Genomic DNA, 23,330 nt, shown 5'->3' on the forward strand with positions numbered 1-23,330 from the left:
GGATATGAAAGAAATTGTTTTATTAGAGGGAGCGAGGACTCCGTTCGCTGAAATTTCGGGATCATTCCGGGGGATGAATGCAACAGAATTAGGGGCAATTGCAGCTAAGGAAGCAATACGAAAAGCTGCTATATCTGCAGAGGATATTGATCAAGTTGTATTTGGTAACGTTCAGCAATCTAGTAAAGACGCACATTTATTGGCAAGGCATGTTGGTTTAAAAGCCGGAGCACCTATTCATGTCCCCGCTTTGACAATCAATCGACTTTGCGGAACAGGTGTTGAATCTATTTTAACGGCCGCACGTTATATATTAAGCGGGGAAGCAGAAGTTGCACTTGCCGGAGGAACGGAGAACATGAGCCAAGTGCCGCACGTAATACCTGGAATGAGATGGGGAAGTCCACTCGGGGGTCCGGCTTTAGAAGATTGGTTATGGGATGGTCTTTATGATACGTATGGTAAATGTACGATGGGAGAAACAGCTGAGAATTTGGCTGCAAAATATAACTTAACGAGAGAAGAAGTAGATCAGCATGCACTCTCTAGTCATGAGCGAGCTCTTTTAGCAAGGGAGAAAGGGTATTTAAAAGAAGAGATTGTTCCAGTAACAGTGAAAGGAAGAAAAGGAGAACAGGTCATTGAAGAAGATGAGCATATCCGTCATACAAGCTTAGAAAAACTTGCAAAACTAAAGCCGCGCTTTGTGGAAAATGGTGTCGTAACTCCTGGTAGTGCAAGTGGGATGGTAGATGGTGCAGCGGCAGTTGTTTTAGCATCAAGCGATTATGCAAATGAAAGAGGATTAAAACCGATTGCTAAGCTCATTTCTTGGGCTGTTGTTGGAGTAGAACCGAAGTATATGGGAATCGGACCGGTTCCGGCTATTCAAAGCGCATTAGAAAAAGTAAATCTAAATCTAGCAGACTTAGACTTAATTGAAATTAATGAAGCATTCTCTGCGCAGTACTTAGCTTGTCAAAAAGAATTAGGATTCGATCTTAATAAAGCGAATGTAAATGGCGGGGCAATTGCGATTGGGCATCCACTTGCTGCGAGTGGAACAAGAATTTCTCTTTCCTTAATTTATGAATTAAGAAGAAGAAATAAGAAGTATGGGGTATCCGCTGTTTGTATTGGCGGAGGGCAAGGAATTGCAGCGATTTGGGAAGCTTTGTATTAGAAAAACCAGGGGGAGTCCTTCCTGGTTTTCCTACATCGTTTATCCGGCTATAAGTATGGGATAAAAAACTCGGGCTAGTTGGTAAGACGATAGAAAGTGAGTGAGAGAATGAAAAAGAATAAGAACTTATTAGCGGTGTATGAGCTGATAGAATCTATTGTTTCATCTTACGGTGAAAAAGAAGCAATATATGATTTAACGAGACGAATTACATACAAACAATTGAAAAACGAAATAGATTGTTTGGCTACTGCATTTAAGAGACTAGGAATAGGTAAAGCAGACCGCATCGCCGTATCTCTACCAAACTGGTCCGAAACAGTAGTTATATATTTTGCAGCAGCAAAATTAGGAGCGACAATTGTTCCGTTTAATCCAAAATATAAATCATTTGAAATTGAATATATATTGAAAAGTTCAACTCCGAAGCTATTAATAGCTTCAGAAGAATTTGAAAAGAATTTTGGGTTTGAAAAAGTACTTAATATGGTACAAAAAGCTATTACAGTAAGATTTCCGCAAGAAAATCTTAGTACGTATGAGGAGTTAATGCGTACGGAAATAATGGATGTTGAACCAGTAAGTATAAATGTGAATGAAGATTTGTTTTGTATATTATATACGTCAGGAACGACGGGAACCCCAAAAGGTGTAATGGTTACACATCGTGCTGTTGTACAATCTGCGCAAACGATAGGAATAGAGCTGCATTGTACACAAGATGATGTATTTATAATTTCAGCACCACTGTTTCATATTTTTGGTATGGCAATTAATATGCTTTGTGCAGTAGCGATGGGAGGACGAATAGTATTGCAAGAAAGATTTCGTCCGCGAGAAACTTTACAATTAATTGCACAAGAAAAGGTAACCATCCAAAAAGGCGTACCAACAATGTTTATAAAAGAACTAGAATTAGAGGATTTTGATAAATATGATTTATCTTCATTGCGTGCCGGATTAGTTGGCGCCGCACCTATTCCAGCAAAAACAGTGACGGAGATACGAGAACGGATGGGAATTAACCTTTGTCAATCATTTGGGATAACTGAAACGGTTTCTATTACGATGACCTCGTATGATGATACAAATCAGAACATAACAGAAACTCTTGGAAAGGCAATCCCAGGAGTAACATTGAAAATTGTAGATGAAAATAGAGTAACGCTTCCGCACGGAGAAGTGGGAGAAATCGCCGTTAAGGGATTTGGAGTAATGAAAGGTTATTATAATATGGCTGAACAGACAAAGCAGGTTTTGGATAATGAAGGTTGGTATTATTCAGGAGATTTAGGCACACTTGATTCTCAAGGCTATTTAAGGTTCGTAGGACGAAAGAAAGAGATGATTATAAGAGGCGGGCTAAACGTTTATCCTCAGGAAATTGAAGCAGTCATTATGAAACATCCAAAAGTAATCGAAGCTGCAGTTGTGGGACTTCCAGATAAAGTGCTAGGGGAAGTTGCATGTGCGGTCATACGGTTAAAGCATGGGGAAGTAAGTACAGAAGAAGAAATAAAATTCTATCTTAAAGAGAGAATGGCAATTTATAAACTGCCAGAGAAAGTGATCTTTACTGATGAATTTCCTGTAACAGCAAGTGGGAAAATTCAAAAGTTGAAACTGAGAGAACAAGTATCTTCTAATATTAGTCCAACAGTTTGATAGATGGGAGGGAAGGCATAATGGAAGAATATACTTTTCAAGTAAGGTGGGGAGACACAGATGCTGCGGGCATTGTGTATTATCCTAATTTTTATAAATGGATGGACGAAGCAACTCATGAATACTTTAAAAAAATTGGTTATCCTTCAGTCGAACTTTACGAAGAACAACAAATTGGTTTGCCCTTACTAGAAGCAAAATGCCAATTTAAGTCGCCTCTTCGTTTTGAAGACCAAGTAGTTGTGAAAAGTACTGTGAATGAATTGCGTAATAAAGTTTTTACAATTCAACATGTTTTTGTAAAAGGCGAACAGGTCGTGGCAGAAGGTTATGAAACTCGTGCATGGACTTCTTTCAAAGAAAAAGCGAAAGCGCATCCAATACCTGAGGATATTCGGAGGAAGATGATGCCGGAGATAAAAACTGTAGAGAGTTAAATAAGAACGAGTGAAGATATCATAATGGGAAATTGTGAATAAAGGGGAGATATTGATGGGAAAAGAAAAAAAATATGATGCCATTGTTGTTGGTGCGGGCCCAGTAGGACTTGTAGCAGGACTTGCATTACAAAAGAAGGGGATATCAACTTTAGTAATTGAGGCAGATTCATTCGGAAGACCACGACCAGGAAGTAGAGCGATCTATTTGCATAGTGCTTCGTTAAAACTACTGGAGGAGACTGCCGAAGGCCTTGGTTTTACACTTGCTCATAACGGAATTATTTGGCCTGTAAAACGAACGTTTTATAAAGGTAAAGAAGTATATGTACGAAATTATGGTAAGGATGAAAACCTTAAGTTCAACAGATTACCTCATTTCACAGCTCTTCACCAAGATGAGATTGAAAAGCATATGTATGAGGCTTGTATAAATGCGGGCGTTGAATTCCTTTGGGATGCTCCAGTTAAAAAGTTACACATTACAGACTCTGGAGTAGAAGTAACAATCACAAATGACGAAATCTTAAAGGCACAGTATGTAATTGGATGTGATGGAGCACGTTCAATCGTAAGAGAGCAAGTGGGATTAACGTTTGAAGGTCCGCGCACAGCAGATACTTTTATCGTCGTAGATGCGAAAGAAGATGAAACAGATCCACTTCCTTTAGAAAGAATATTCCATTATCAGCATCCAGCTATGGAGGGAAGAAATGTAATGTTTGTTCCGTTTAAAGGCGGATGGCGTATCGATTTACAACTGCTTGATTCAGATAACCCAGATGATTATACAAATATTGAAAGTGTTAAGAAGTGGTTGCCAAAGGTGATGGATGCTAAGTACGCTGAGAGGATTACGTGGGTGTCTTCCTATCGTTTCCATCAAGTAGTGGCAAATTCATTTACTGACGAAAAACGTCGTGTTCTTCTAGCTGGAGAAGCAGCACACTTATTCGCCCCATTCGGAGCACGTGGATTAAACTCTGGAATACCAGATGCTGTTCTCGCTGCGAGAGGTATTGAGAAGGCGCTACAATCTACCTCTGAAGAAGAGCGGATAAACGAGATTGAAGCAGCTGCAAACGAACGTCGAATTGCAGCTAAATGGAACCGAGATGCTTCAACTACTGCGCTTCATCACCTTCAGGGGAACTCTCCTGAAATGAACATGAAACGCGACATTGCTGCTTCAATGGTATCTATCGTTCCGAGGCTTGGAAGATGGCTTGATGAGGGGCCATACGGACCGAAATTTGGACCTCCTGAACTGACAACGAAATATTAAAAGTATAAAAATACTTAGATGGATAACATGAACGATATGAAAGGAGCGATAAGAAATGACTTTGTCTCAATTCATGAATGAAGAAAAATATGGTTCTCATGCACGTTCTACAAATGGAATGATTGAACGGTTAATGACGATGAACTGGTATTGCAACATTGGACAGCAAAATGTAGAGGCTGAGAAGAAAATTGATCAATTTATGAGTTCTCTAAACATTAGTGAATATGAAATCAAATGGATTTCAAGAAAAAATTAAATGAAACAATTGAGCGGATTTCATTTGAAGATAACGATTTATGGGGGGCACTAGCGGCAGTGCCTGATCAATTGAAAGAAAAAATTGTACGTGTAGGTAACGAGAAACTTCTTGTAGATGTAGTAGATAAAGTACCAGAAGCAATCTTTCATAGTGTTTATAAAGAAGCTTTCAAGCATGTCGGAGAGGAAAAAACAGTGAAATTTCTCGTTGGGCATGCGATGTACATAAGTGTTGTTGCATGTGCTGCTGAATTAGCTGAAGAAAAAAATGTATTTCTGCCAATTGTAGAGTTAATAGAATTGGGACATATACCACTTGGTCCAGAGGGAAATACTTTTTATCTTTTATAACAAAAAGTGGGCTGGAAAGTTATACGCTACTATCGTTCTCGATTATTTGAGAAGGTAGAACCTTCAATCATTTAAAGGAAAGGGAGATTACTATGAAACTTGTTACTTTTACACATAATGGAGAAGCGAGAATTGCTGCCTTAGAGAACGGAAAATTGATTGATTTGCATGCTGCTTATAAAGCGAAATTGACCAGCGAAGGAAACATTCGGGCCGCTCACATTGCAGAGGCGTATATACCAAAGGATATGAATGGATTTTTACAAGGTGGAACAGAAAGCATGAATTTAGCAAAAGATGCGATCGCTTATGCGCTTATGAAAAATCATGAAGATAAATTGGTATTTGAAGAAGGTGAAGTGAAAATAGAAGCTCCAGTACCGGCGCCAGGAAAAATTATATGTGTAGGTCACAATTATCGTGAGCATATTTTGGAAATGAAACGAGAATTACCTGAATTTCCGGTCATCTTTGCGAAGTTTGCGAATACAGTAGTTGGTCCGCAAGATGATATTCCATTTTATCCGATTTCTGAACAACTAGATTATGAAGCTGAATTTGCTTTTGTAATAGGAAAGCGTGCCCGAAATGTTTCAGAAGGAGATGCCCTCGAATATGTAGCAGGTTACACAATTGCGAATGATATTACTTATCGTGATATTCAGCGCCGTACGATTCAATGGCTTCAAGGTAAGACAGTTGAAGGAAGTGCCCCAATGGGTCCGTGGTTAATTACATCAGATGAATTAACGAACCCATCTGGCTTGGAAATCGTATTAACAGTGAATGGAGAGACACGTCAGCAATCTAATACTGCTAATCTAGTATTCTCGGTACAATATCTCGTTTCGTTTTTATCTAGTTTAATGACACTAGAGCCAGGGGATGTCATTTTAACAGGTACGCCAGGTGGGGTAGGTGTTGCACGTAATCCGCAAGTATTTCTTAAAGATGGAGATATCGTTCGAATCGAAGTTGATGGAGTAGGTGTACTGGAAAATAAAGTAAAACAAAAGTTAGAGGTGCCAGTACTATGACGAAAAACGTACAAGTCCATGCGGCTGAATCTATTTATGAATCAATCGATAAGATAAAAACTATTGTTAAGCCTTTACCAGAGGAAATCATCTATTGGAAACCTTCAGAAGATGAATGGTCAGTTATGCAGATCATTACACATGTAGCGGAAGCTATTCCGTATTGGGCAAAGGAAATAAACAATATTAAATTAAACAATGAAAACTTATGGGGCCGCGGCTTAACAGATGGAGTACGCCTACAAGCAGTTTCAGAAGAGAATATAAATGAAAAATCTGTAGAAGAAGTCATTCAGCAACTTTCTACTATACCAATCATCATAGAAAATGTACTGAGCACATTAACAGACGAGGAGTTAAATATTCAGGCTCCAAGTCGCAATCCCCGATTTAACAATAAGTCGATTGACTTTATCGTTAATCACCTCATCGTAGAACATACAGAAAAACATTATAAACAAATCGAGCGGAATTTATCTAAATTTAATGAACGATAAAGGGGGAAAATAAAATGGCGGAAAAAAATGCTTTTTTTGAAAGTACACTCGTACAAGATTTCAACCGTGATATAGAACAATATCATCTCGGACCACTTTGGAACGCGATCCCAGATTTAATGAAACATACACCTGAACCCCATGCACAAGCGTACCTTTGGAAATCTGAATTGCTCCAAAAGAAGTTAACGGAGGCGACGCAAATATTTACACCAGACCGCGGGGGAGAACGCCGGGCCATCTACTTTCAAAATCCTGGACTTAATTATAGAAAACCTTGGGGATGGGCATCGACCACCCAAACATTATATGCAGCGGTTCAATTGATACAACCTGGAGAAACCGCTCCGTCACATCGACATGTTCAAAATGCGTTACGTTTCGTCATGGAAGGAGAAGGGGCTTACTCAATTGTGCAAGGAGAGCGTATTTTCATGGAACGGGGAGACTTCTTAACAACTCCAAATGGACTGTGGCATGGACATGGTCATACAGGTGACAAACCGATGATTTGGATGGATTGCCTTGATATTCCGACCATTTATTATCTCGGTGGTACGTTCTTTGAGCCGTATCCAGAAAAAATTGAACAGCCGAATGTGCCGGATAATTATACTGCTCAGCGTTATGAAGGTGGAATGGTTCGACCGGTTTCGGACCGATATGCGAAGAAAGCTCCACTTAGTTCCTACAAATGGGCAGGGACGGAAGCAGCGCTTAACGGATTAAGTCGTTTTGAACCAGATGCTTACGATGGTTATGCTGTTGAATATATAAATCCATCGAACGGTGAAACAGCGTGTCCAACGATTGCAGCTTGGATGCAAAAATTGCCGAAGGGATTCAAAGGAAAAGCGCATCGCCATACACATGCATCAATCTATCATGTACATGAAGGAGCAGGATATACGATTATTAATGGTGTTCGCTTCGACTGGTCTAAAGGAGATTTCTTTGTTGTACCAAATTGGGCATGGCATGAACACGTGGCGCTAGAAAATAGTTATGTATTTTCAACAAATGACCTGCCTATTTTAGAAAAGTTCGGGTTAGAGCGGAAACAAGAATATGAGAGCAATAATGGATATCAAACGATTACAGGAGAGTTTGAACCAGCTTTACCTTAATTTTGCTTACAAAAAAGCGCCCACATATCATACGTAGTGGCGCTTTTTTTTGTTATTTATATGATTTAATAAGCCTTCAGCACATGAAGTAAATAATCCTTACGATTCAGCGGATTATAATCAACACGTTTTCGAGTAGGGAAGGGAGCCGTAAGTTTTGTAAAACCACCTGGCTTTGTTGTAAAGATTCCTTCTCCTTCAGTGAATGAATGGAGCATTCGTTTAAAATCCTCTGTTTTCGCAACAGGTAATGATCCTGTTAGATGGTAGGAGTCATTATATAATCTAGGCTCTCTAAAAGTTGCTGAAATAGCAGCAAGCTTATACATTGAGGTACTAATTGCGTGCTCGGGAACAGTTAATTCAAATTCATTAATTGGTTCATATACGCATGTTTCAGCTTGTTTTAATGCATCCATTAAAACGAGTGGTGTTAAATTTCTAAAGTCACTCGCAGTTGTAACAGGACTAGCATAACCAGTATGTGTTAACGTGACAGAAATGTCCGTAACTTCCCATCCAAATAAACCTTGTTTTAACGTTTGAAATACTGTATCCTCAATCGCTTTATGAAATGCTAAAGGCAGTGATCCAAGTTCAACACCTAAGTTATACGTTATGCCAGAGTTAAGCGCACCACGTTCAACTTTGAAGCCAATTGTTGCATAAAATGGATTCGCTTTTTCACCCATTACTTCAACGCTATTACCTAAGCCAATTGGTTTTTCAATACATACAACTCGCGTATTTGAAAAGGTAACTTGTAGGTTGTATTTTTCATAAAGTGTTGTTTCAATTACTTCTTTTTGCACCTCACCGAAAAGTCGAATATACAGTTCATTATGAACATCGTCTTTCCATACTTTAATGAGTGGATCTTCTTCACATAGTTCCATAAGTACAGCGTATAAATCATGAATTCTTCCTTTAGACGTTGCTTCAATAGCTGCTTCCATTTGTGGTTCAGCAAAGTGAATATCCTTTATATAATCCGTCCGTTCACCGATAATATCACCAATTTTTATATCACTTAGTCCCCACACTTTGCAAAACTCTCCGCTATGAACGGTAGAAGCTTGAACTGCATCTCCATTATGAAACATGGACATTTTTTTAATCTTTTCTTTATGGGATAGAGACGTACTGCGCTGTATATCAACATATTTTCTAACGTGTAAACTACCTGAAAAAACTCTTACATAAGCAACCTTTTCACCAGAAGGTTCACGTTCTATTTTAAATACAACACCAGATAATGTTTCATTTTGTGCCGATTTTTTAGCTGGAAGTAAGGCTGAAATAATTTCAAGTAGTTCAGTTACGCCCATACCTGTCATTGCTGAACCGAAAAAGATTGGATAAACATTTGCTTGTTGTATTTGTTTTTCTAGTTCTTTTCTTAAAAGTGCATCCGGGATGATTTCGTTATTTACATATGATGCAAGCAATGCTTCGTTATATGGTGCTAACAGTTCCATACAATCGTCATATGATTTATATTCAATAATCCGTGCTTCTTTTGTTCCTTCGTTTTTTACAGAGTAGAAGGGGAATGCTTCATTTGAAAGAATCTCTTTTATTTGATTCCCAACTTTTTCAGTATTTGCGCCACTGCGGTCTATTTTATTTACAAATAAAACAGTCGGTATGTTTAGTTTCTGTAGTGTTCGCATTAAAATCTTCGTTTGTGCTTGCACGCCTTCAACGGCAGAAATAACTAAAATCGCACCGTCTAAAACGCGGAATGATCGCTCCACTTCAGCGATAAAATCAGCGTGTCCAGGTGTATCAATGACATTTACTTTTAAATCATTAATAAAGAAAGAAACGACAGATGCTTTAATCGTAATTCCGCGCTGTCTTTCTAATTCCATTGAATCAGTTTGCGTACTGCCGCTATCAACTCGGCCAATTTCTTTAATCACATTTGTTTCATAAAGAATACGCTCAGTCAAACTCGTCTTGCCAGCGTCTACGTGCGCTACAATCCCTATATTTATTGTTGTTATATATAAATATCCTCATTTCATTTTCCATTTTCATTTCCTCATTTCTATTTGTGTATTGCCGCATTACAATCACTCTCCAGTCATTTAAATTATTACTATTATAATGTAATTTACATTTTTTGTAACGCTACAAAGCGCCTTAATTTGGAAAAAATAAAATGAAAACAAAATGCTTGCATTCTAAATCGATATAGATTATATTAATTGACATATCAACTATTGATGTATCAAACATTTTTAGTTTGGATGTAAAGGAGGGGTAATTTGACAAGTTCATGCTCAAAAGAAGCAATAATTTTATATAAATTACACTTCCTCAATAAAGAAGTAAGTTCGAAGTTTGAAGGGTGTACGGGTATGAGTCAATCTAGACTAGAGCTTATACTTCAGTTATATGAAGTAGGTGAAATTAGTCAAAAAGCACTTCAGCAAGAAGTGAATATTGATAATGCTGCGATTACGAGGCATTTAAAACAGCTGGAAGCAAACGGAATGATTACAAGACGTAAAAATCCAGATGATAACAGAATTACGTTAGTTTCTCTTACAGAAGAGGGGCGAAATAAAATTCAAGTGTATCAAGAGGAAAAAGAGCGTTTCGCTACTTCAGCATTTAAAGGATTAAGTGAAGAAGAACGCGACAATCTTTTAACGATGTTAGACCGCATTCAAGAAAACATAAAAGAATTATAAAAAAGGGAGAATACAACTATGACAAACTTACTAAAAACAAATGACTTTAATGAAATTTTAACAGGACGCCGTTCAATTCGTAAATACGATCCAGCTGTAAAAATTAGCAAAGAGGAAATGACTGAAATTCTTACAGAAGCAACGCTTGCACCGTCTTCAGTAAATATGCAACCATGGAGATTCCTTGTTATTGAAAGTGACGAAGCAAAAGCAACACTTGCGCCACTTGCTAAATTTAACCAATCTCAAGTAGAAACATCTTCAGCAATGATTGCTGTATTTGGTGACTTAAACAACTTTGATAACGCAGAAGAAATTTACGGTACAGCAGTTGAGCGCGGTTTAATGCCAGCAGAAGTAAAAGAAGATCAAATGCAAAAACTTTCAGGTTACTTCTCAATGGTTACACCAGAAGTAATGAAAGATACTGTTTTAATTGATGGTGGTCTTGTAGCAATGCAATTTATGCTAGCAGCTCGTGCTCACGGTTATGACACTTGCCCAATTGGTGGATTTGAAAAAGACCAAATCGCAGAAGCATTCGGATTAGACAAAGAGCGTCACGTACCAGTAATGTTAATTTCAATCGGAAAAGCAGCTGACAGTGGTTATCAATCAGTACGTCTTCCAGTTGAAAAAGTTGCTGAGTGGAAGTAAATTTAAAAGAAATAAGTGGAATATGAGAGGGGAAACACCATGATTATTATTCACGCAATATTTCAAGTAGATCCAGCGAAACAACAATCATTTTTAGAAGAAATTCAGCCACTCATTCATGGTTCAAGAGAAGAAAGTGGAAATGTATCCTATGACCTTTATAAAGATACAGCAAATGAAAATGTCTATACGATGGTAGAAGTATGGAAAGATAAAGAAGCAGTTGCGAGTCATAATACGAGTGAACATTATACTGCCTTCGTTAGTAAAGCACCACAATTTTTAACTGCTCCACTTGATATAAAAGCTTATAATGGAGAGTTAGTAAAATAATATGATAAAAAGATATCCTTAGCGTATTGCTAAGGGTATCTTTTTTATTTTGATAGGAACATATTTACTTCTACTGTAATGTGTTATAATTTGGAAAATAACAATTCTTAATTTTCAGAATAAATAAAGACAGGAGATAAATATATGAGCATATTAAAGAAAATTACTAACAATATTTCGAAAGTTATTATAGGAAAAGATGAATCGATTGAACTGGCAGCTATAGCTCTTATAGCAAGAGGGCATATTTTATTAGAAGATGTACCTGGGACGGGAAAAACAACATTAGCGAAAAGTTTGGCTAAAAGTGTGGACGCTAAGTTTCAAAGAATACAATTTACAGCTGATACTTTGCCTGGAGATGTCATTGGTCTCGAATATTTTGATGTGAAGGAATCGGAATTTAAAACGAGGTTAGGGCCTATTTTTGCAAATATAGTATTAGTGGATGAAATTAATCGAGCTGTACCGAGAACACAATCTTCGTTACTTGAAGTTATGGAAGAACGTACTGTTACAATTGCGAAACAGACACATTCACTACCAGAACCTTTTTTAGTAATTGCAACGCAAAATCCTCTTGAATCGGCTGGTACATTTCCTTTACCTGATGCTCAATTAGACCGATTTTTACTTACTATTCGACAAGGTTATCCTACGAGAGAAGCAGAAAAGGAGATGATGAATCGTTTTCAAACGAATGATCCGTTAGAAACGTTACAATCAATTATTTCAAGTGAAGAAATTATTACGGTGCAAAAACGTGCGAGAGAAGTGTTAGTAGGGAATGATGTGCAAGATTATCTTCTTGAAATCATTGAGGCAACTCGTAATCATGAGTTAATTGAAATTGGTGTAAGTCCTCGGGGGACATTGGCATTTATGAGAGCGATTCAAGCACGGGCAATATTAAATGAAAGAGATTATTGTACGCCAGATGATATAAAACTACTAGCTGCATCCGTTTGTGCTCATCGTTTAACATTAACGATTGAAGGGGAGATGAAAACGACGAAAGAACAAATTATTAAAGAAATTCTTCATGAGATCGATGTGCCAGTGGAGAATGTACGATGAATAAAAAGCTTGTGTATACACCATTAGCGGAGCCTTTCGTAATAGGTGTTATGTCAGTTATAGCTGTTATTTTATGTGTATTTTCAAGTAATCTACTCATTTTATCTCTCGTATTTTTGTATTTAATTTTAATAAGTGCTACGCATGTATACATACGGAGAGTATCTCGCGTTAACTGGGAATACGATCAAGGAAATTCGAATGTTTTTATCGGTGAAACGAACACGTGCAAAATAATAATTTCAAACAAATCGATTTTTCCTATTTTCAATATCGTATTTCGATTTAAATGTGAAAATAAGTTAACTTGGAATCATGATGAACTAAACAAAAATCATAGTACAGGTTCAAATTATTATATGAATATGAATTTAAAAGGAGGAGAGTCAGTTTCATTTGATTTGCAAGCTGTAGCGCTAAAAAGAGGTATCGCGAAATGGGAAGAGATTGAAATTGTTATTTCGGATCTTTTTGGATTCATAACGAACCATATAACATATAAACAAGTTGATACGCCGTCCTATTTAGTTTTACCAGCCGTTCCGAAAATACAAGTTCCTGAATTACAAGAATGGTCACGGGGATTTCGAAAAGCGATGTCTTCACCGCTATATGATGAAACGAAAGTAATGGGAGTGAAGTCTTACGAAAATGAAGATTTTCGTTCCATCCACTGGAGTGCAACAGCGAAAACAGGGACAATAACAGCAAAAAAATACGAGCGAACACAATCAGATAAATATGCGATTTATCTCAATTTGCAAAATAAAAGTGGCGTTTCTTTGCGAAAGGATACAGAAGAACTAATTGAATTAACAGCAGGCATATGCAAGCAACTGCTTTTGCAAGATTGTTCATTTGAATTATGGATTAATAGTGTGAAAGATAACGGTTTGCTACATATAAAAAACGGGGATAATCGGAAACATTTGCAAAATATATTAAAGATACTTGCCTCAATATCGGACCAAGATACGCCTGTATCTTCTTCTTATTTTTACACAGCTGGCTTTCGTCGTAAGGAATTGGATGCAGTTCCTTTAATTTTGGGTACTTCTCCAAAGAAATATAGTAGAACGAATAAATGGATTGTAATTAAAGAATAAGAAGGGATTTATGTCATGTTGAATAAAAAACGGCATATGAAAGTGAAGTTTTGGAGTGTAAGAGCTTTAATCATACTTTTCTTTGCGATTAGTGCAATATCGTTATCACAAGGTGTGGTGCATGTACAAGACATAGTAAAAGAGCGTTTTTTTAGTGAGAAGAAATCTGAAAAAATTTATAAGGAAACAATAAACTATGAAAATAATGAAGATGATGGAACTGGCAGATCTGTGAAAAATACAAAAGAAGAAAATAGGGATAGGACGCCAACGGGTAAAAAATTAAAGATTTCGAAAAGAAAAATTCATGGGGAGCCATATTTTCTTTTCTTTCAAATTCATGGATTACTGTAGTTTTTTATGTAGTTATTGCAGCGGTAATTATATATTTTCTTTATAAATCAGTTAGGAAAAAGTTAATGAAATCAGAAATAGAACAGGAGAAACAATCGGTAACGAAAGAATATACGGTAAGAACCGAAAAAAACGAGAAAGTGAAGCATCGGTTAAAGCAACCGTTACCTACAGATACGATAAGGAAAGCGTTAGTTGAATGGGAGAGGACTTTACCATTTCACGAACAGCGAAGGTCCTATGAAACGATGCAACAATGGTTAAAACGAATATGTAGAACGAGAGACATTATTCCGTTGTATGAATCAGTTCGCTATGGCGAAAAGACTTATACGGAATTAGATGTAGAAAAAACAATGAAGTGGATAGAGGGGGATAGGAAATTGGATTAAGTTAAAATAATTGAAAGAAAGAGATTTAGGAATTACAAGGTGTAATGTTTCATGTATTATCCACCTTAATTCAATATTCATAGTATGAAAGGTGGAAGACAAAAATATTTGCAGGGGTGAGGTGAATAAAGAATGTTTCGTAATTGTTTTTACAATGAGAAGCAAATGCGTCCTTTAGGGGGACAGGGGCCTGCACAAAGTACTATTCAAGCTGTTCATCATGCTATACAAGCGCAGCAACAAGCATTTCAAGCACAACAAATGCAGGAAATCCATAATCCATCACAATCGTATTATTCATTACAGCCTTATTACCCATTACAATCGTATTATCCATCACAGTCCTATTATCCATTACAGTCTTATTATCCAATGTAGGTTAAAAAGGATGGTACGATTTTTTAATCGATTTCGTATGAAACTGTATATGCTTGATAGCGAATGAAAGTAAAACGGAAATATTATTTTTGTTGGAATTCATTCAAAAATAATTGAAAGAAAGCATTTTTTATTAAGTTCCAGGTTAACAAAAGAGGATTTGCTACGAATAGCAGGTCCTCTTTTTAAATGACAAAGAGTAACTGTGAATATGTTAGGTGAATATTTAGAAGTAATCTATCATATCGGACCAATTAAACTTTAACAAAATAGTTATTTGAATAGGAAAAGGCAAGATGAAATTTTGGACGGACTTCAAAATCTTAATTTGGTGGGCATGGGATACTGCCTTATAGCCATCAAATTAAGAAAAAAATTAATCCCCCTACAACAAAAACGCTATTCTTTTTCATTGCGGATATTGTATTTCTTTAACCGACGGATCAGTGAAGTTTGGGTGATTCCAAGAACTTTTGCAGTTTTACGTGTAGTCGTATTTTCCTTAATCGCCTGTTCAATAATTGTTTTTTCCATACTTTCGATAATCTCGTTTAAATTGCTTCCTTTTTTTAGAGATTGTAAAGCGTCTTCTTCCATGCTTACTGAGAGAAAGCGTTCTGGTAAATCATGAATCGAGATTTCTTCCTTTTTAGCCATAATAACAAGTTGCTCAATAGTGTTTTCCAACTCGCGTATATTTCCCGGCCACTGATAACGTTGTAAAATACCTATCGTTTGCTTCGAGAAGGTACGTGTCTGGTTGAATATCTGGTTATACTTTTGCAAATAGAAATGGATTAGTGGAAAAATATCTTCATGTCGCTCGCGTAACGGTGGGATGTTTACTGGTAAAACATGAAGGCGATAGTATAGGTCGGCTCGGAATTTCCCCTCTTTTACCATTTCCTCGATTTTACGATTTGTTGCTGCAATAATGCGAATATCAGCCTTTACTAACTGTGAACCGCCAATAGGTATATAGGTTTTGTCCTGCAGTAATTGAAGGAGTTTGGGCTGCAGATGTAGTGGAAGTTCACTAATTTCATCCAAAAAAAGTGTTCCTTTTTCGGCTGTTTTGACGAGCCCTGTTTTACCTTTTGAATTAGCACCTGTAAAGGCTCCCTTATGGTAGCCGAACAATTCAGATTCGAGAAGGGAATCGGGAATTGCTGCACAATTTAAGTGAACAAAGGGCTGACTATTTCGTTCGCTCAACTCATGAATACGCTTCGCAACTACGTTTTTTCCAACTCCTGTTTCTCCGTTAACAAGCACAGTTGAATCAACATTTGCCACTCTTTCCATGATTTCAGTAAGCAATTTATGTACTTTGCTATGTCCTATAAAGGACTGTTCTTCTTTTATGAGAATATACCGGGTATTCATTTTTTTTATTTCTAGTAAATATCGAGTCAATACGGGGGCTAATTCTTCCCATTCTAGTTTAGAAACATTATCCATCCAATTGCTTAAATCATGGCCATGTGCTACAAAATAAACGGGGTTTTCCTTCTCATCCAAAATAATGTCCCCTGTTACTGTCATCTTATTACCACCAGTAATTTCTTGCACAGTGGTTACAGTACTTCCATTTTGTAAAGCCATTTCGATTACGGATGGAGTGAACGCACCCTCTTTTTTCAGAACGAAAATATTCCTACCAATCAAATCTTCCTTACTTTTGTTAAAAAGCTTACAACATGCTTGGTTTACCCACATAATCGTTCCGTTTTTGTCAACAATATTCATCCCACTTTCAAGACTATCAAGAATCTTCAAGAGATATTTACTTTCAATTTGGACAGGAATGTCGGACATGGCTTAAATCCTCCTATGAATGCATCTATGTTGAACCGCAAGTGGTTCAACATAGATGGAAATTAGTGAAAAGAATGAACCATTTATGAATCTATTGAAACGAATTTAATTCATTATAGCTCACAAATGCCAGATTTAAATGAAATTTTTATAATTTTCCGTCTATTTTTAATGTTTTTGTTCCAAATTGATGGCATGATTTTTGCATTATAAAAATGTACAGTGTGGAATTATTAATTTATAGAGGGAGGTAGTTAATGGAATCTTTTCTATTTGTCAAGGATTTCCCTTTTTATTGAAAGCGCTTTAATAACGCGTAATTCTAATTAAGTCACGTTTATGAAGACTAAAAGGTGATCTGCACTCGTTGTCTCTTTCACTTAAAAAGAAAAGTTTTATGTCGTTTTTTCAATTTGTACTTATATAAAAAGGATGGTGTTTGTATGAATGCAAATCTAGTATTTATCAATGGTGAAGTTATTACATCAGACAGACAAGACTCAATAGTAGAATCTGTAGCGATAAAGGATAATCGAATAATTGGGATCGGTTCAAATTTAGAAATGAATAAATTTATTGGAGAGAAGACGGAAGTCATTGACTTAGCAGGAAAATCTCTTCTTCCTGGATTTATTGATGCGCACACACACTTGGTTTTATATGGGGTTTTTCAGTTGAATATCAGTTGTAAAGAAAGTCACATCGACTCTGTTGCAGATGTGCTGAATGAGCTTAAGAAAAAAGCGTTGGAAACTCCAGAAGGTGAGTGGATAAGAGCTTGGGGATTTAATGAAACTACCATAAAGGAGAAAAGGTATCCAACGATTGCAGAGCTAGATGCCATTTCAGCGAAGCATCCAATCATCATTTCTCGTACGTGTGGACATATTTGTATCGTGAACACAGCAGCACTAAAGAAGGCTGGAATTGACGAAAATACACCGAATCCTCAAGGTGGAGTGATTGAAAAAAATGAGAAGGGGGAAATTACAGGGAAATTATTTGAAGCTGCAAATATGAAGATGAATGATGTAGCAAGCTATACAGATGCTGAACTTATGAAAGCTGTTAAAATTGCGTCGGATCATTTCATTTCAGGGGGAATCACGAGTATTCATGAAGCAGCTACTTTTGATTCTAATTGTTATCGTTTGTTACAAACAGCTATAAAAACGAAAGACATCGGTGTTCGGATATATGCAATAATTGGTACCATTAATGAATCGGATAAATTTGTAAATAAAATGATGAATGCAGGGATAGTAACCGGTACAGGGGATGAGAAATTTAGAGTTGGGCCGGCTAAAATATTTTTAGATGGAAGTAGCTCTGGTCCAACGATTGCAACTCGAGAACCTTACTCCAGCGATCCTAACAATTTCGGGATTCTGTATTATAGTGAGGAAGAAATATATAAAGTGCTAGGTGAAGCCCATAAAAAAGGCTACCAAGTTACAGTACATGCTCAAGGTGATAAAGCCATTGAACTGTATTTAAATTGCGTAGAAAGAGCATTAGAAGAGGCACCGAGACAAAATCATCGTCATCGAATCGAGCATGCAGGAGTTTCAACCCCAGATTTACAAGAAAGAATGAAACAACTGGAAGTCATTCCTATTCCAAACCCGCCATTTCCATATGAATATGGAGAGATATATGCTCACAATTATGGGGAACGTGTGAATTATATGTACGCTGCTCGTGATTATATAGATAAAGGTATTATTGCAGCAGGTAGTTCAGATGCACCAGTTACGGATTATAATCCTTTATTAGGAATTCATACTGCAGTTAATAGAAAAAGCCAATTTGGAGCTGAAATTGGCACGAATCAATCCATTAGTGTACTAGAAGCTATTAAAATTTACACATGGAATGGCGCTTATGCAAGTTTTGAAGAAGATTTAAAAGGAAGTCTAGAGGTAGGGAAATTAGCGGATTTAGTTATTTTAAGTGAAAGTATTTTAAAAGCTGACCTAGATCGTATTAAGGATTTGAAAGTGGAAACAACGATTATTGATGGAGAAATTGTCTATCAAAAAGAGAATGATTTAATGTTGAAAAATTAGATTTAGGAAAAAAATGGGGTATTGCAAGTATATTACCTCGCATTATTCTATTAAACGAGTGTAGGTTACCATTAGCCCGCTAATTGCGGGCTAATAATCAGTAGGGGATGAAAACCCCGCTGATTAATGTTTCACTTTATTCTGCATATCAGAGATTTAGATGCTAGTAAGTTAAAAAGGATATATATTAACAAATCCTTTTATGATATTGGCTCTTAATCCATAAAAATTCAAACGATGAAAAGGGAGGTTGAGCATATTTTGAAATATATTAAACTCTTACTCTTAATACCTTTTATAGGGTGTGTTGGATTCTTGCCATTTGCAAATAAAATTGAGCCTTACGTATTAGGAATGCCTTTTCTTTTATTTTGGATTGTATTTTGGATGATACTTTCCTCAATTATTTTAACCATCGTTTATAAGTTTGATCCTGATAATAAAGGGAGTGAGGCAGAATGAATATATCATTATTTATTATTTTTATTTTCTTAATTCTATCTCTTTATTTAGGGATAGCAGCCAGACGAGGAAAAAAGATGAATTTGCAGCAATTTTCAGTTGGCGGCAGAGGTTTTGGAACCTTGTTCATATTCCTATTAATAGCTGGAGAGGTTTATACGACTTTTACTTTTCTAGGCGGAAGTGGTTGGGCGTATTCTAAAGGTGCTGCTGCATATTATGTACCCACGTATATATTTTTAGCATATATAATATCTTATTGGATTGCACCTAAAATTTGGAGATACGGTAAAGAACATGGAATTATTTCACAACCTGACTATTTTGCATCTAAATATGATAGTCGTGCAATGGGGGTTATAGTAGCTATTGTGGGAAGTTTGGCGCTTATACCATACATTTGTATACAAATGAAAGGGTTAGGGATTATTGTTTCAGAGGCTTCTTTTGGAGCAATTTCACCAATAGTTGCAAGTATTATAGGTGCAATAGTTATTACAACATATGTAATATTTTCTGGTATTCATGGCTCAGCTTGGACAGCTGTGATTAAAGATATTATGATTTTGGGAGTAGTTATTTTTTTAGGCCTATACATTCCTAGCCACTATTTTGGTGGAATTGAGCAAATGTTTAAGTCTGTTGAGGCTGTTAAACCTGAATTGTTAACGTTAGCCGATCAAGGACTAAGTGTTCCGTGGTTTATCTCTACTATCCTTTTAAATGCAATATCTTTTTATTTATTACCGACTTCTTTCACAGTGGTTTTCTCAGCAAATGGTGAAAAAGCACTTCGTAAAAATGCAATTACCCTACCTTTATACACTATATTATTACTGTTTGTTTTCTTTATTGGCTTTTCAGCTATCGTAAAAATTCCTGGTTTACAAGGAGCTGATGGAGATCTTTCTCTTTTAAGATTAACTATTCAAACATTTGATCCTTGGGTCGTTGGAATAGTTGGAGCAGCGGGTTTACTAACGGCTTTAGTACCAGCATCCGTGATGTTAATGTCTGCATCTGTTGGCTTAACAAAAGGGATTTACAACGTTATTTTTCCAAAAGCTACCGAAAAACAACAATTAGTAGCCTCAAAACTATTCATCATTATCCTTTCTTTGGTTGCTTTAATCTTCACAGTATTTGGCGGGACAGCACTTGCACTGTTAAATATCATGTCATACAGTCTTATCGCACAATTGGCACCTGCATTATTCCTTAGTTTTTCTCAAAAAAATTATATTAATAAATATGGCGCAATGACTGGTATTATCACAGGGGTACTTATTGTATTGTACGCTACGATTTTCAATATAAAAATCGCAACCTTTTTCCCAACAGTCCCACACACTATTAACGACATTAGTACAGGAGCAATAGCATTATTTATTAATATCGTAATAACTATTATTGTAAGCTTAGCTTCAAAAAACATAGCAGTTCAAAAGGGGTCTACCACATCAATATCAAGCTAAAATAATTGTATATCCATTAGCTTAGTAAAAGATAAAAGGATGTCTGTTCATGACATCCTTTTTATTTTGGAGCAAAGAGGCATGCTTTTTATTCTGAAAATTGTTATTCTTAAAACTATTACATATAATAAAGGTTATAGGGATTTATACAGGGGAGTTATGAATGAAAATACTTTAGTTGATTAACTTTTTCTCGTTTTAACCAATATAACAGTTAATAGATTTGGAGTTGAATACATTGGGACAAAATCATTATAAATGGAGTAACAAGCAATTACGAGAACATGTTGAAGTATTAGATGGCAAGAGAAGTCCGCACATTTTATTAAAAAATGCAACGTATTTAAATTCATACTTGCGTGAATGGACAGTAGCAAATATTTGGGTATATGATGACCGCATTGTATATGTAGGAGAAAAACAGCCAGAGCAAGTTACTTATTGTGAAGTTATTGATTGCGATGGAAAGTATATAGTTCCTAGTTACATAGAACCGCATGCACATCCATATCAATTATATAATCCAGAGACTTTAGCAAATCATGCAATGCAATTTGGCACGACAACTTTTATTAATGATAATTTAACTTTATTTTTTACATTACAACGTGAAGAAGCATTTCGTTTATTAGATGAATTTAAAAAGATTCCAGCAAGTATGTATTGGTGGTGTCGTTTTGATGGGCAGACTGAACTGCAAAATGGAGAATCTTTATTTAATAGTGAAGAAATAATGGAATGGCTGAAACATGAAGCAGTTCTTCAAGGCGGTGAGTTAACAGCATGGCCAAAACTATTACATGGCGATGATGAAATGTTAAATTGGGTGCAGGAAACGAAGCGATTACAGAAAAAAGTAGAAGGACATTTCCCAGGTGCATCTGAAACAACTTTAGCGAAGTTAAAATTGTTAGGTACGGATTGTGATCATGAAGCGATGACAGGGCAGGAAGCATTAACACGCCTTATGCAAGGTTACACCGTTTCTCTTAGAAATTCTTCTATCCGTCCAGATTTAGAAGTTTTACTGAAAGAATTGCTGGAATTAGGTGTTAAGCAATTTGATAGATTCATTTTCACAACAGATGGTTCACATCCATCATTTTATGAAAACGGAATGACGAATAGGATGATAGAAATAGCGATTAAGCAAGGGATACCAGTAATTGATGCTTATAGTATGGCAAGCTATAACATTGCTCGTTATTATAATATGGAGCATTTACATGGTTCAATTGCGACAGGTAGAATTGCAAATATTAATATTTTAGAAAGTAAAGAAAACCCGGCGCCAATTAGTGTAATTGCAAAGGGAAAATGGGTGAAGCGTGACGGAGTAAACAAGAATGAAGCATTACATATAGAGTGGAGTAAATTCAAAGTAACCCCATTATCATTAGGCTGGTCCATAGAAAAAGAGGATATGATTTTTTCTAATAAAACAGGTATACACTTATTAAATAACGTTATAACAAAACCATATGTAACTGAAATCGACTTAAACGGTGATGAACTTTCTATTGAGCATGATGAATGTTTCCTTATGATGATTGCTCGTGATGGTACATGGCGAGTGAATACAGTTGTGAAAGGTTTTGCGATAGAATTAGGTGGTCTTGCTAGCTCTTATTCCGGTACAGGTGACATCATTCTTATTGGAAAAAGGAAAGAAGATATGCTTACAGCTTTTCATAGAGTAAAAGAGCTCGGTGGCGGAATGGTAATAGCGGAAAGAAATGAAGTGTTACACGAAATTGCATTACCGTTACTCGGGATTATGTCCGATTTAAAAATGAGCGCATTAATACATAAAGAGAAAATGATGGTGACATTACTGCAAGAACGAGGTTATTCTTATAACGATCCAGCATTTACGATTTTATTCTTTTCTGCGACGCACTTGCCATTTATACGAGTAACACCTATAGGATTATATGATGTGAAAAGTAGTAAGGTACTTGCGTCACCGGTGAACTTGATAAAGCAATATTAAAAGGAAAGGACCTATAAAAAGTCTATTTTATAGGTCCTTTCTCATGCTTAGTATAAGAATATCGTGAGCCTCAAATAATATAGTATCTAAATCATTTGAGGTGATATGTAATGATGAAAAAAATATTGTTTATTTTAAGTGTATTTATTTTATGTATATCTATTCAACACGTTGTACATTCCCAATCAGATGAACCAAGGTTATCTCCGAATTGTCTGGAAGAAAGTAAAATACGTGATGATAAGTATGTGAAAAATATAATGAAGGATATTATATCTACGTTTAATTTAAATATCGAGGAACATGGTTTTTTTGAAGTTAGTCAGAGAGATCTTGATGCGGCCCATTTAATGTATGGTGGCAGGGTTGACGATACGTATTACAATTCGTTAATGAAAGCTTTTGAAATTGGTGGATATAGAGGGGAGGCTAGGTTGTTTGTAAAACCGCTTGAAGCATTTTTACTTTATAAAGAAATAGACGATACAAATGTGATAAAACATCTTAAACTTGAAAAAGGAGAATGGATCGTTACTGAAACGAAAAAGAAGAAAGGGGAAATAGTGGAATACAAACCGCTACAATGTGAAAAGGATTATTTGAAAAAGAGAAATGAGTATCATAATTTAAAATGATGTAACGAAAATCTTGAAGGGGAAAGCTATCATTAA

20 protein-coding genes and 2 pseudogenes are annotated in these 23,330 nt (G+C 36.2%); 20 read left to right on the plus strand and 2 right to left on the minus strand.

What is annotated here, in order from left to right; translation table 11 throughout:
* Positions 1–4: 4 nt before the first annotated feature.
* The 8 genes and pseudogenes from CDB3_RS09135 (at position 5) to CDB3_RS09170 (ending at position 7,843) form a co-directional block, all read left to right on the plus strand.
* Positions 5–1,183, plus strand: a complete 1,179-nt coding sequence (locus tag CDB3_RS09135) for an acetyl-CoA C-acetyltransferase (RefSeq protein ID WP_128854218.1) — start codon at positions 5–7, stop codon at positions 1,181–1,183.
* Between the two features lie 108 nt (positions 1,184–1,291).
* Positions 1,292–2,848 (plus strand): class I adenylate-forming enzyme family protein, encoded by a 1,557-nt coding sequence (locus CDB3_RS09140; protein ID WP_128854219.1) that lies wholly within the window; start codon positions 1,292–1,294, stop codon positions 2,846–2,848.
* 20 nt (positions 2,849–2,868) lie between these two features.
* On the plus strand, positions 2,869–3,285 hold the full coding sequence (locus tag CDB3_RS09145; protein WP_128854220.1) for an acyl-CoA thioesterase: 417 nt from the start codon (positions 2,869–2,871) through the stop codon (positions 3,283–3,285).
* 55 nt (positions 3,286–3,340) lie between these two features.
* The gene (locus CDB3_RS09150; protein ID WP_128854221.1) at positions 3,341–4,570 is read left to right on the plus strand and encodes an FAD-dependent oxidoreductase; all 1,230 of its coding nucleotides are present in this window, start codon (positions 3,341–3,343) and stop codon (positions 4,568–4,570) included.
* A 55-nt stretch (positions 4,571–4,625) separates the two neighbouring features.
* Positions 4,626–5,182, plus strand: a pseudogene (locus CDB3_RS09155) (hypothetical protein).
* 92 nt (positions 5,183–5,274) lie between these two features.
* Positions 5,275–6,219 (plus strand): fumarylacetoacetate hydrolase family protein, encoded by a 945-nt coding sequence (locus CDB3_RS09160; RefSeq protein WP_128854222.1) that lies wholly within the window; start codon positions 5,275–5,277, stop codon positions 6,217–6,219.
* Complete coding sequence (locus tag CDB3_RS09165; RefSeq protein WP_128854223.1) at positions 6,216–6,716, plus strand: DinB family protein; 501 nt, start codon at positions 6,216–6,218, stop codon at positions 6,714–6,716. Before CDB3_RS09160 ends, CDB3_RS09165 begins: the two co-directional genes overlap by 4 nt.
* A 14-nt stretch (positions 6,717–6,730) precedes the next feature.
* On the plus strand, positions 6,731–7,843 hold the full coding sequence (locus CDB3_RS09170; RefSeq protein ID WP_128854224.1) for a cupin domain-containing protein: 1,113 nt from the start codon (positions 6,731–6,733) through the stop codon (positions 7,841–7,843).
* A gap of 65 nt (positions 7,844–7,908) precedes the next feature.
* Here the strand turns inward: CDB3_RS09170 and CDB3_RS09175 are convergent, their stop codons facing one another.
* Positions 7,909–9,852 carry an elongation factor G gene (locus CDB3_RS09175; RefSeq protein WP_128854225.1) on the minus strand — a complete coding sequence of 648 codons (1,944 nt, stop codon included), beginning with the start codon at positions 9,850–9,852 and terminating at the stop codon, positions 7,909–7,911.
* Between the two features lie 264 nt (positions 9,853–10,116).
* On the opposite strand from CDB3_RS09175, the gene CDB3_RS09185 reads away from it, so the two are divergent.
* The 7 genes and pseudogenes from CDB3_RS09185 to CDB3_RS09215 all read left to right on the plus strand — a co-directional run bounded on the left by CDB3_RS09185 (position 10,117) and on the right by CDB3_RS09215 (position 14,842).
* Positions 10,117–10,545 carry a MarR family winged helix-turn-helix transcriptional regulator gene (locus CDB3_RS09185; RefSeq protein WP_128854227.1) on the plus strand — a complete coding sequence of 143 codons (429 nt, stop codon included), beginning with the start codon at positions 10,117–10,119 and terminating at the stop codon, positions 10,543–10,545.
* Positions 10,546–10,563: 18 nt separating this feature from the next.
* Positions 10,564–11,202 (plus strand): nitroreductase family protein, encoded by a 639-nt coding sequence (locus CDB3_RS09190; protein WP_097830199.1) that lies wholly within the window; start codon positions 10,564–10,566, stop codon positions 11,200–11,202.
* Positions 11,203–11,241: 39 nt separating this feature from the next.
* Positions 11,242–11,535, plus strand: a complete 294-nt coding sequence (locus CDB3_RS09195) for a putative quinol monooxygenase (protein ID WP_128854228.1) — start codon at positions 11,242–11,244, stop codon at positions 11,533–11,535.
* Between the two features lie 144 nt (positions 11,536–11,679).
* Entirely contained in the window at positions 11,680–12,612 is a 933-nt protein-coding gene (locus tag CDB3_RS09200) for an AAA family ATPase (RefSeq protein ID WP_128854229.1), read from the plus strand.
* Positions 12,609–13,718, plus strand: a complete 1,110-nt coding sequence (locus CDB3_RS09205; RefSeq protein ID WP_128854230.1) for a DUF58 domain-containing protein — start codon at positions 12,609–12,611, stop codon at positions 13,716–13,718. The genes CDB3_RS09200 and CDB3_RS09205 overlap by 4 nt, the downstream gene beginning before the upstream one ends.
* A gap of 15 nt (positions 13,719–13,733) precedes the next feature.
* Positions 13,734–14,464 (plus strand): annotated as a pseudogene (locus CDB3_RS09210) (signal peptidase II).
* A 132-nt stretch (positions 14,465–14,596) separates the two neighbouring features.
* Positions 14,597–14,842, plus strand: coding sequence for a DUF3947 family protein (locus CDB3_RS09215; RefSeq protein WP_128854231.1), 246 nt, complete (start codon positions 14,597–14,599; stop codon positions 14,840–14,842).
* A 399-nt stretch (positions 14,843–15,241) separates the two neighbouring features.
* Here the strand turns inward: CDB3_RS09215 and CDB3_RS09220 are convergent, their stop codons facing one another.
* The gene (locus tag CDB3_RS09220; protein ID WP_128854232.1) at positions 15,242–16,660 is read right to left on the minus strand and encodes a sigma-54 interaction domain-containing protein; all 1,419 of its coding nucleotides are present in this window, start codon (positions 16,658–16,660) and stop codon (positions 15,242–15,244) included.
* A gap of 443 nt (positions 16,661–17,103) precedes the next feature.
* Here CDB3_RS09220 and CDB3_RS09225 point away from each other — a divergent pair, with 443 nt between their 5' ends.
* From CDB3_RS09225 to CDB3_RS09245, 5 genes are all read left to right on the plus strand, one after another.
* Positions 17,104–18,729, plus strand: a complete 1,626-nt coding sequence (locus CDB3_RS09225; protein ID WP_128854233.1) for an amidohydrolase — start codon at positions 17,104–17,106, stop codon at positions 18,727–18,729.
* 261 nt (positions 18,730–18,990) lie between these two features.
* Entirely contained in the window at positions 18,991–19,191 is a 201-nt protein-coding gene (locus CDB3_RS09230) for a DUF3311 domain-containing protein (RefSeq protein ID WP_128854234.1), read from the plus strand.
* A complete protein-coding gene (locus tag CDB3_RS09235; protein WP_128854235.1) occupies positions 19,188–20,666 on the plus strand; it encodes a sodium:solute symporter family protein in 1,479 nt (492 codons plus the stop codon). Before CDB3_RS09230 ends, CDB3_RS09235 begins: the two co-directional genes overlap by 4 nt.
* A 238-nt stretch (positions 20,667–20,904) precedes the next feature.
* The gene (locus tag CDB3_RS09240; protein WP_128854236.1) at positions 20,905–22,659 is read left to right on the plus strand and encodes an adenine deaminase C-terminal domain-containing protein; all 1,755 of its coding nucleotides are present in this window, start codon (positions 20,905–20,907) and stop codon (positions 22,657–22,659) included.
* A gap of 113 nt (positions 22,660–22,772) precedes the next feature.
* On the plus strand, positions 22,773–23,294 hold the full coding sequence (locus tag CDB3_RS09245) for a hypothetical protein (protein WP_128854256.1): 522 nt from the start codon (positions 22,773–22,775) through the stop codon (positions 23,292–23,294).
* The last annotated feature ends 36 nt before the right edge of the window (positions 23,295–23,330 follow it).

It is taken from the genome of Bacillus sp. CDB3, from assembly GCF_002081505.1.
In the GTDB taxonomy this organism is placed as follows: domain Bacteria; phylum Bacillota; class Bacilli; order Bacillales; family Bacillaceae_G; genus Bacillus_A; species Bacillus_A cereus_AT.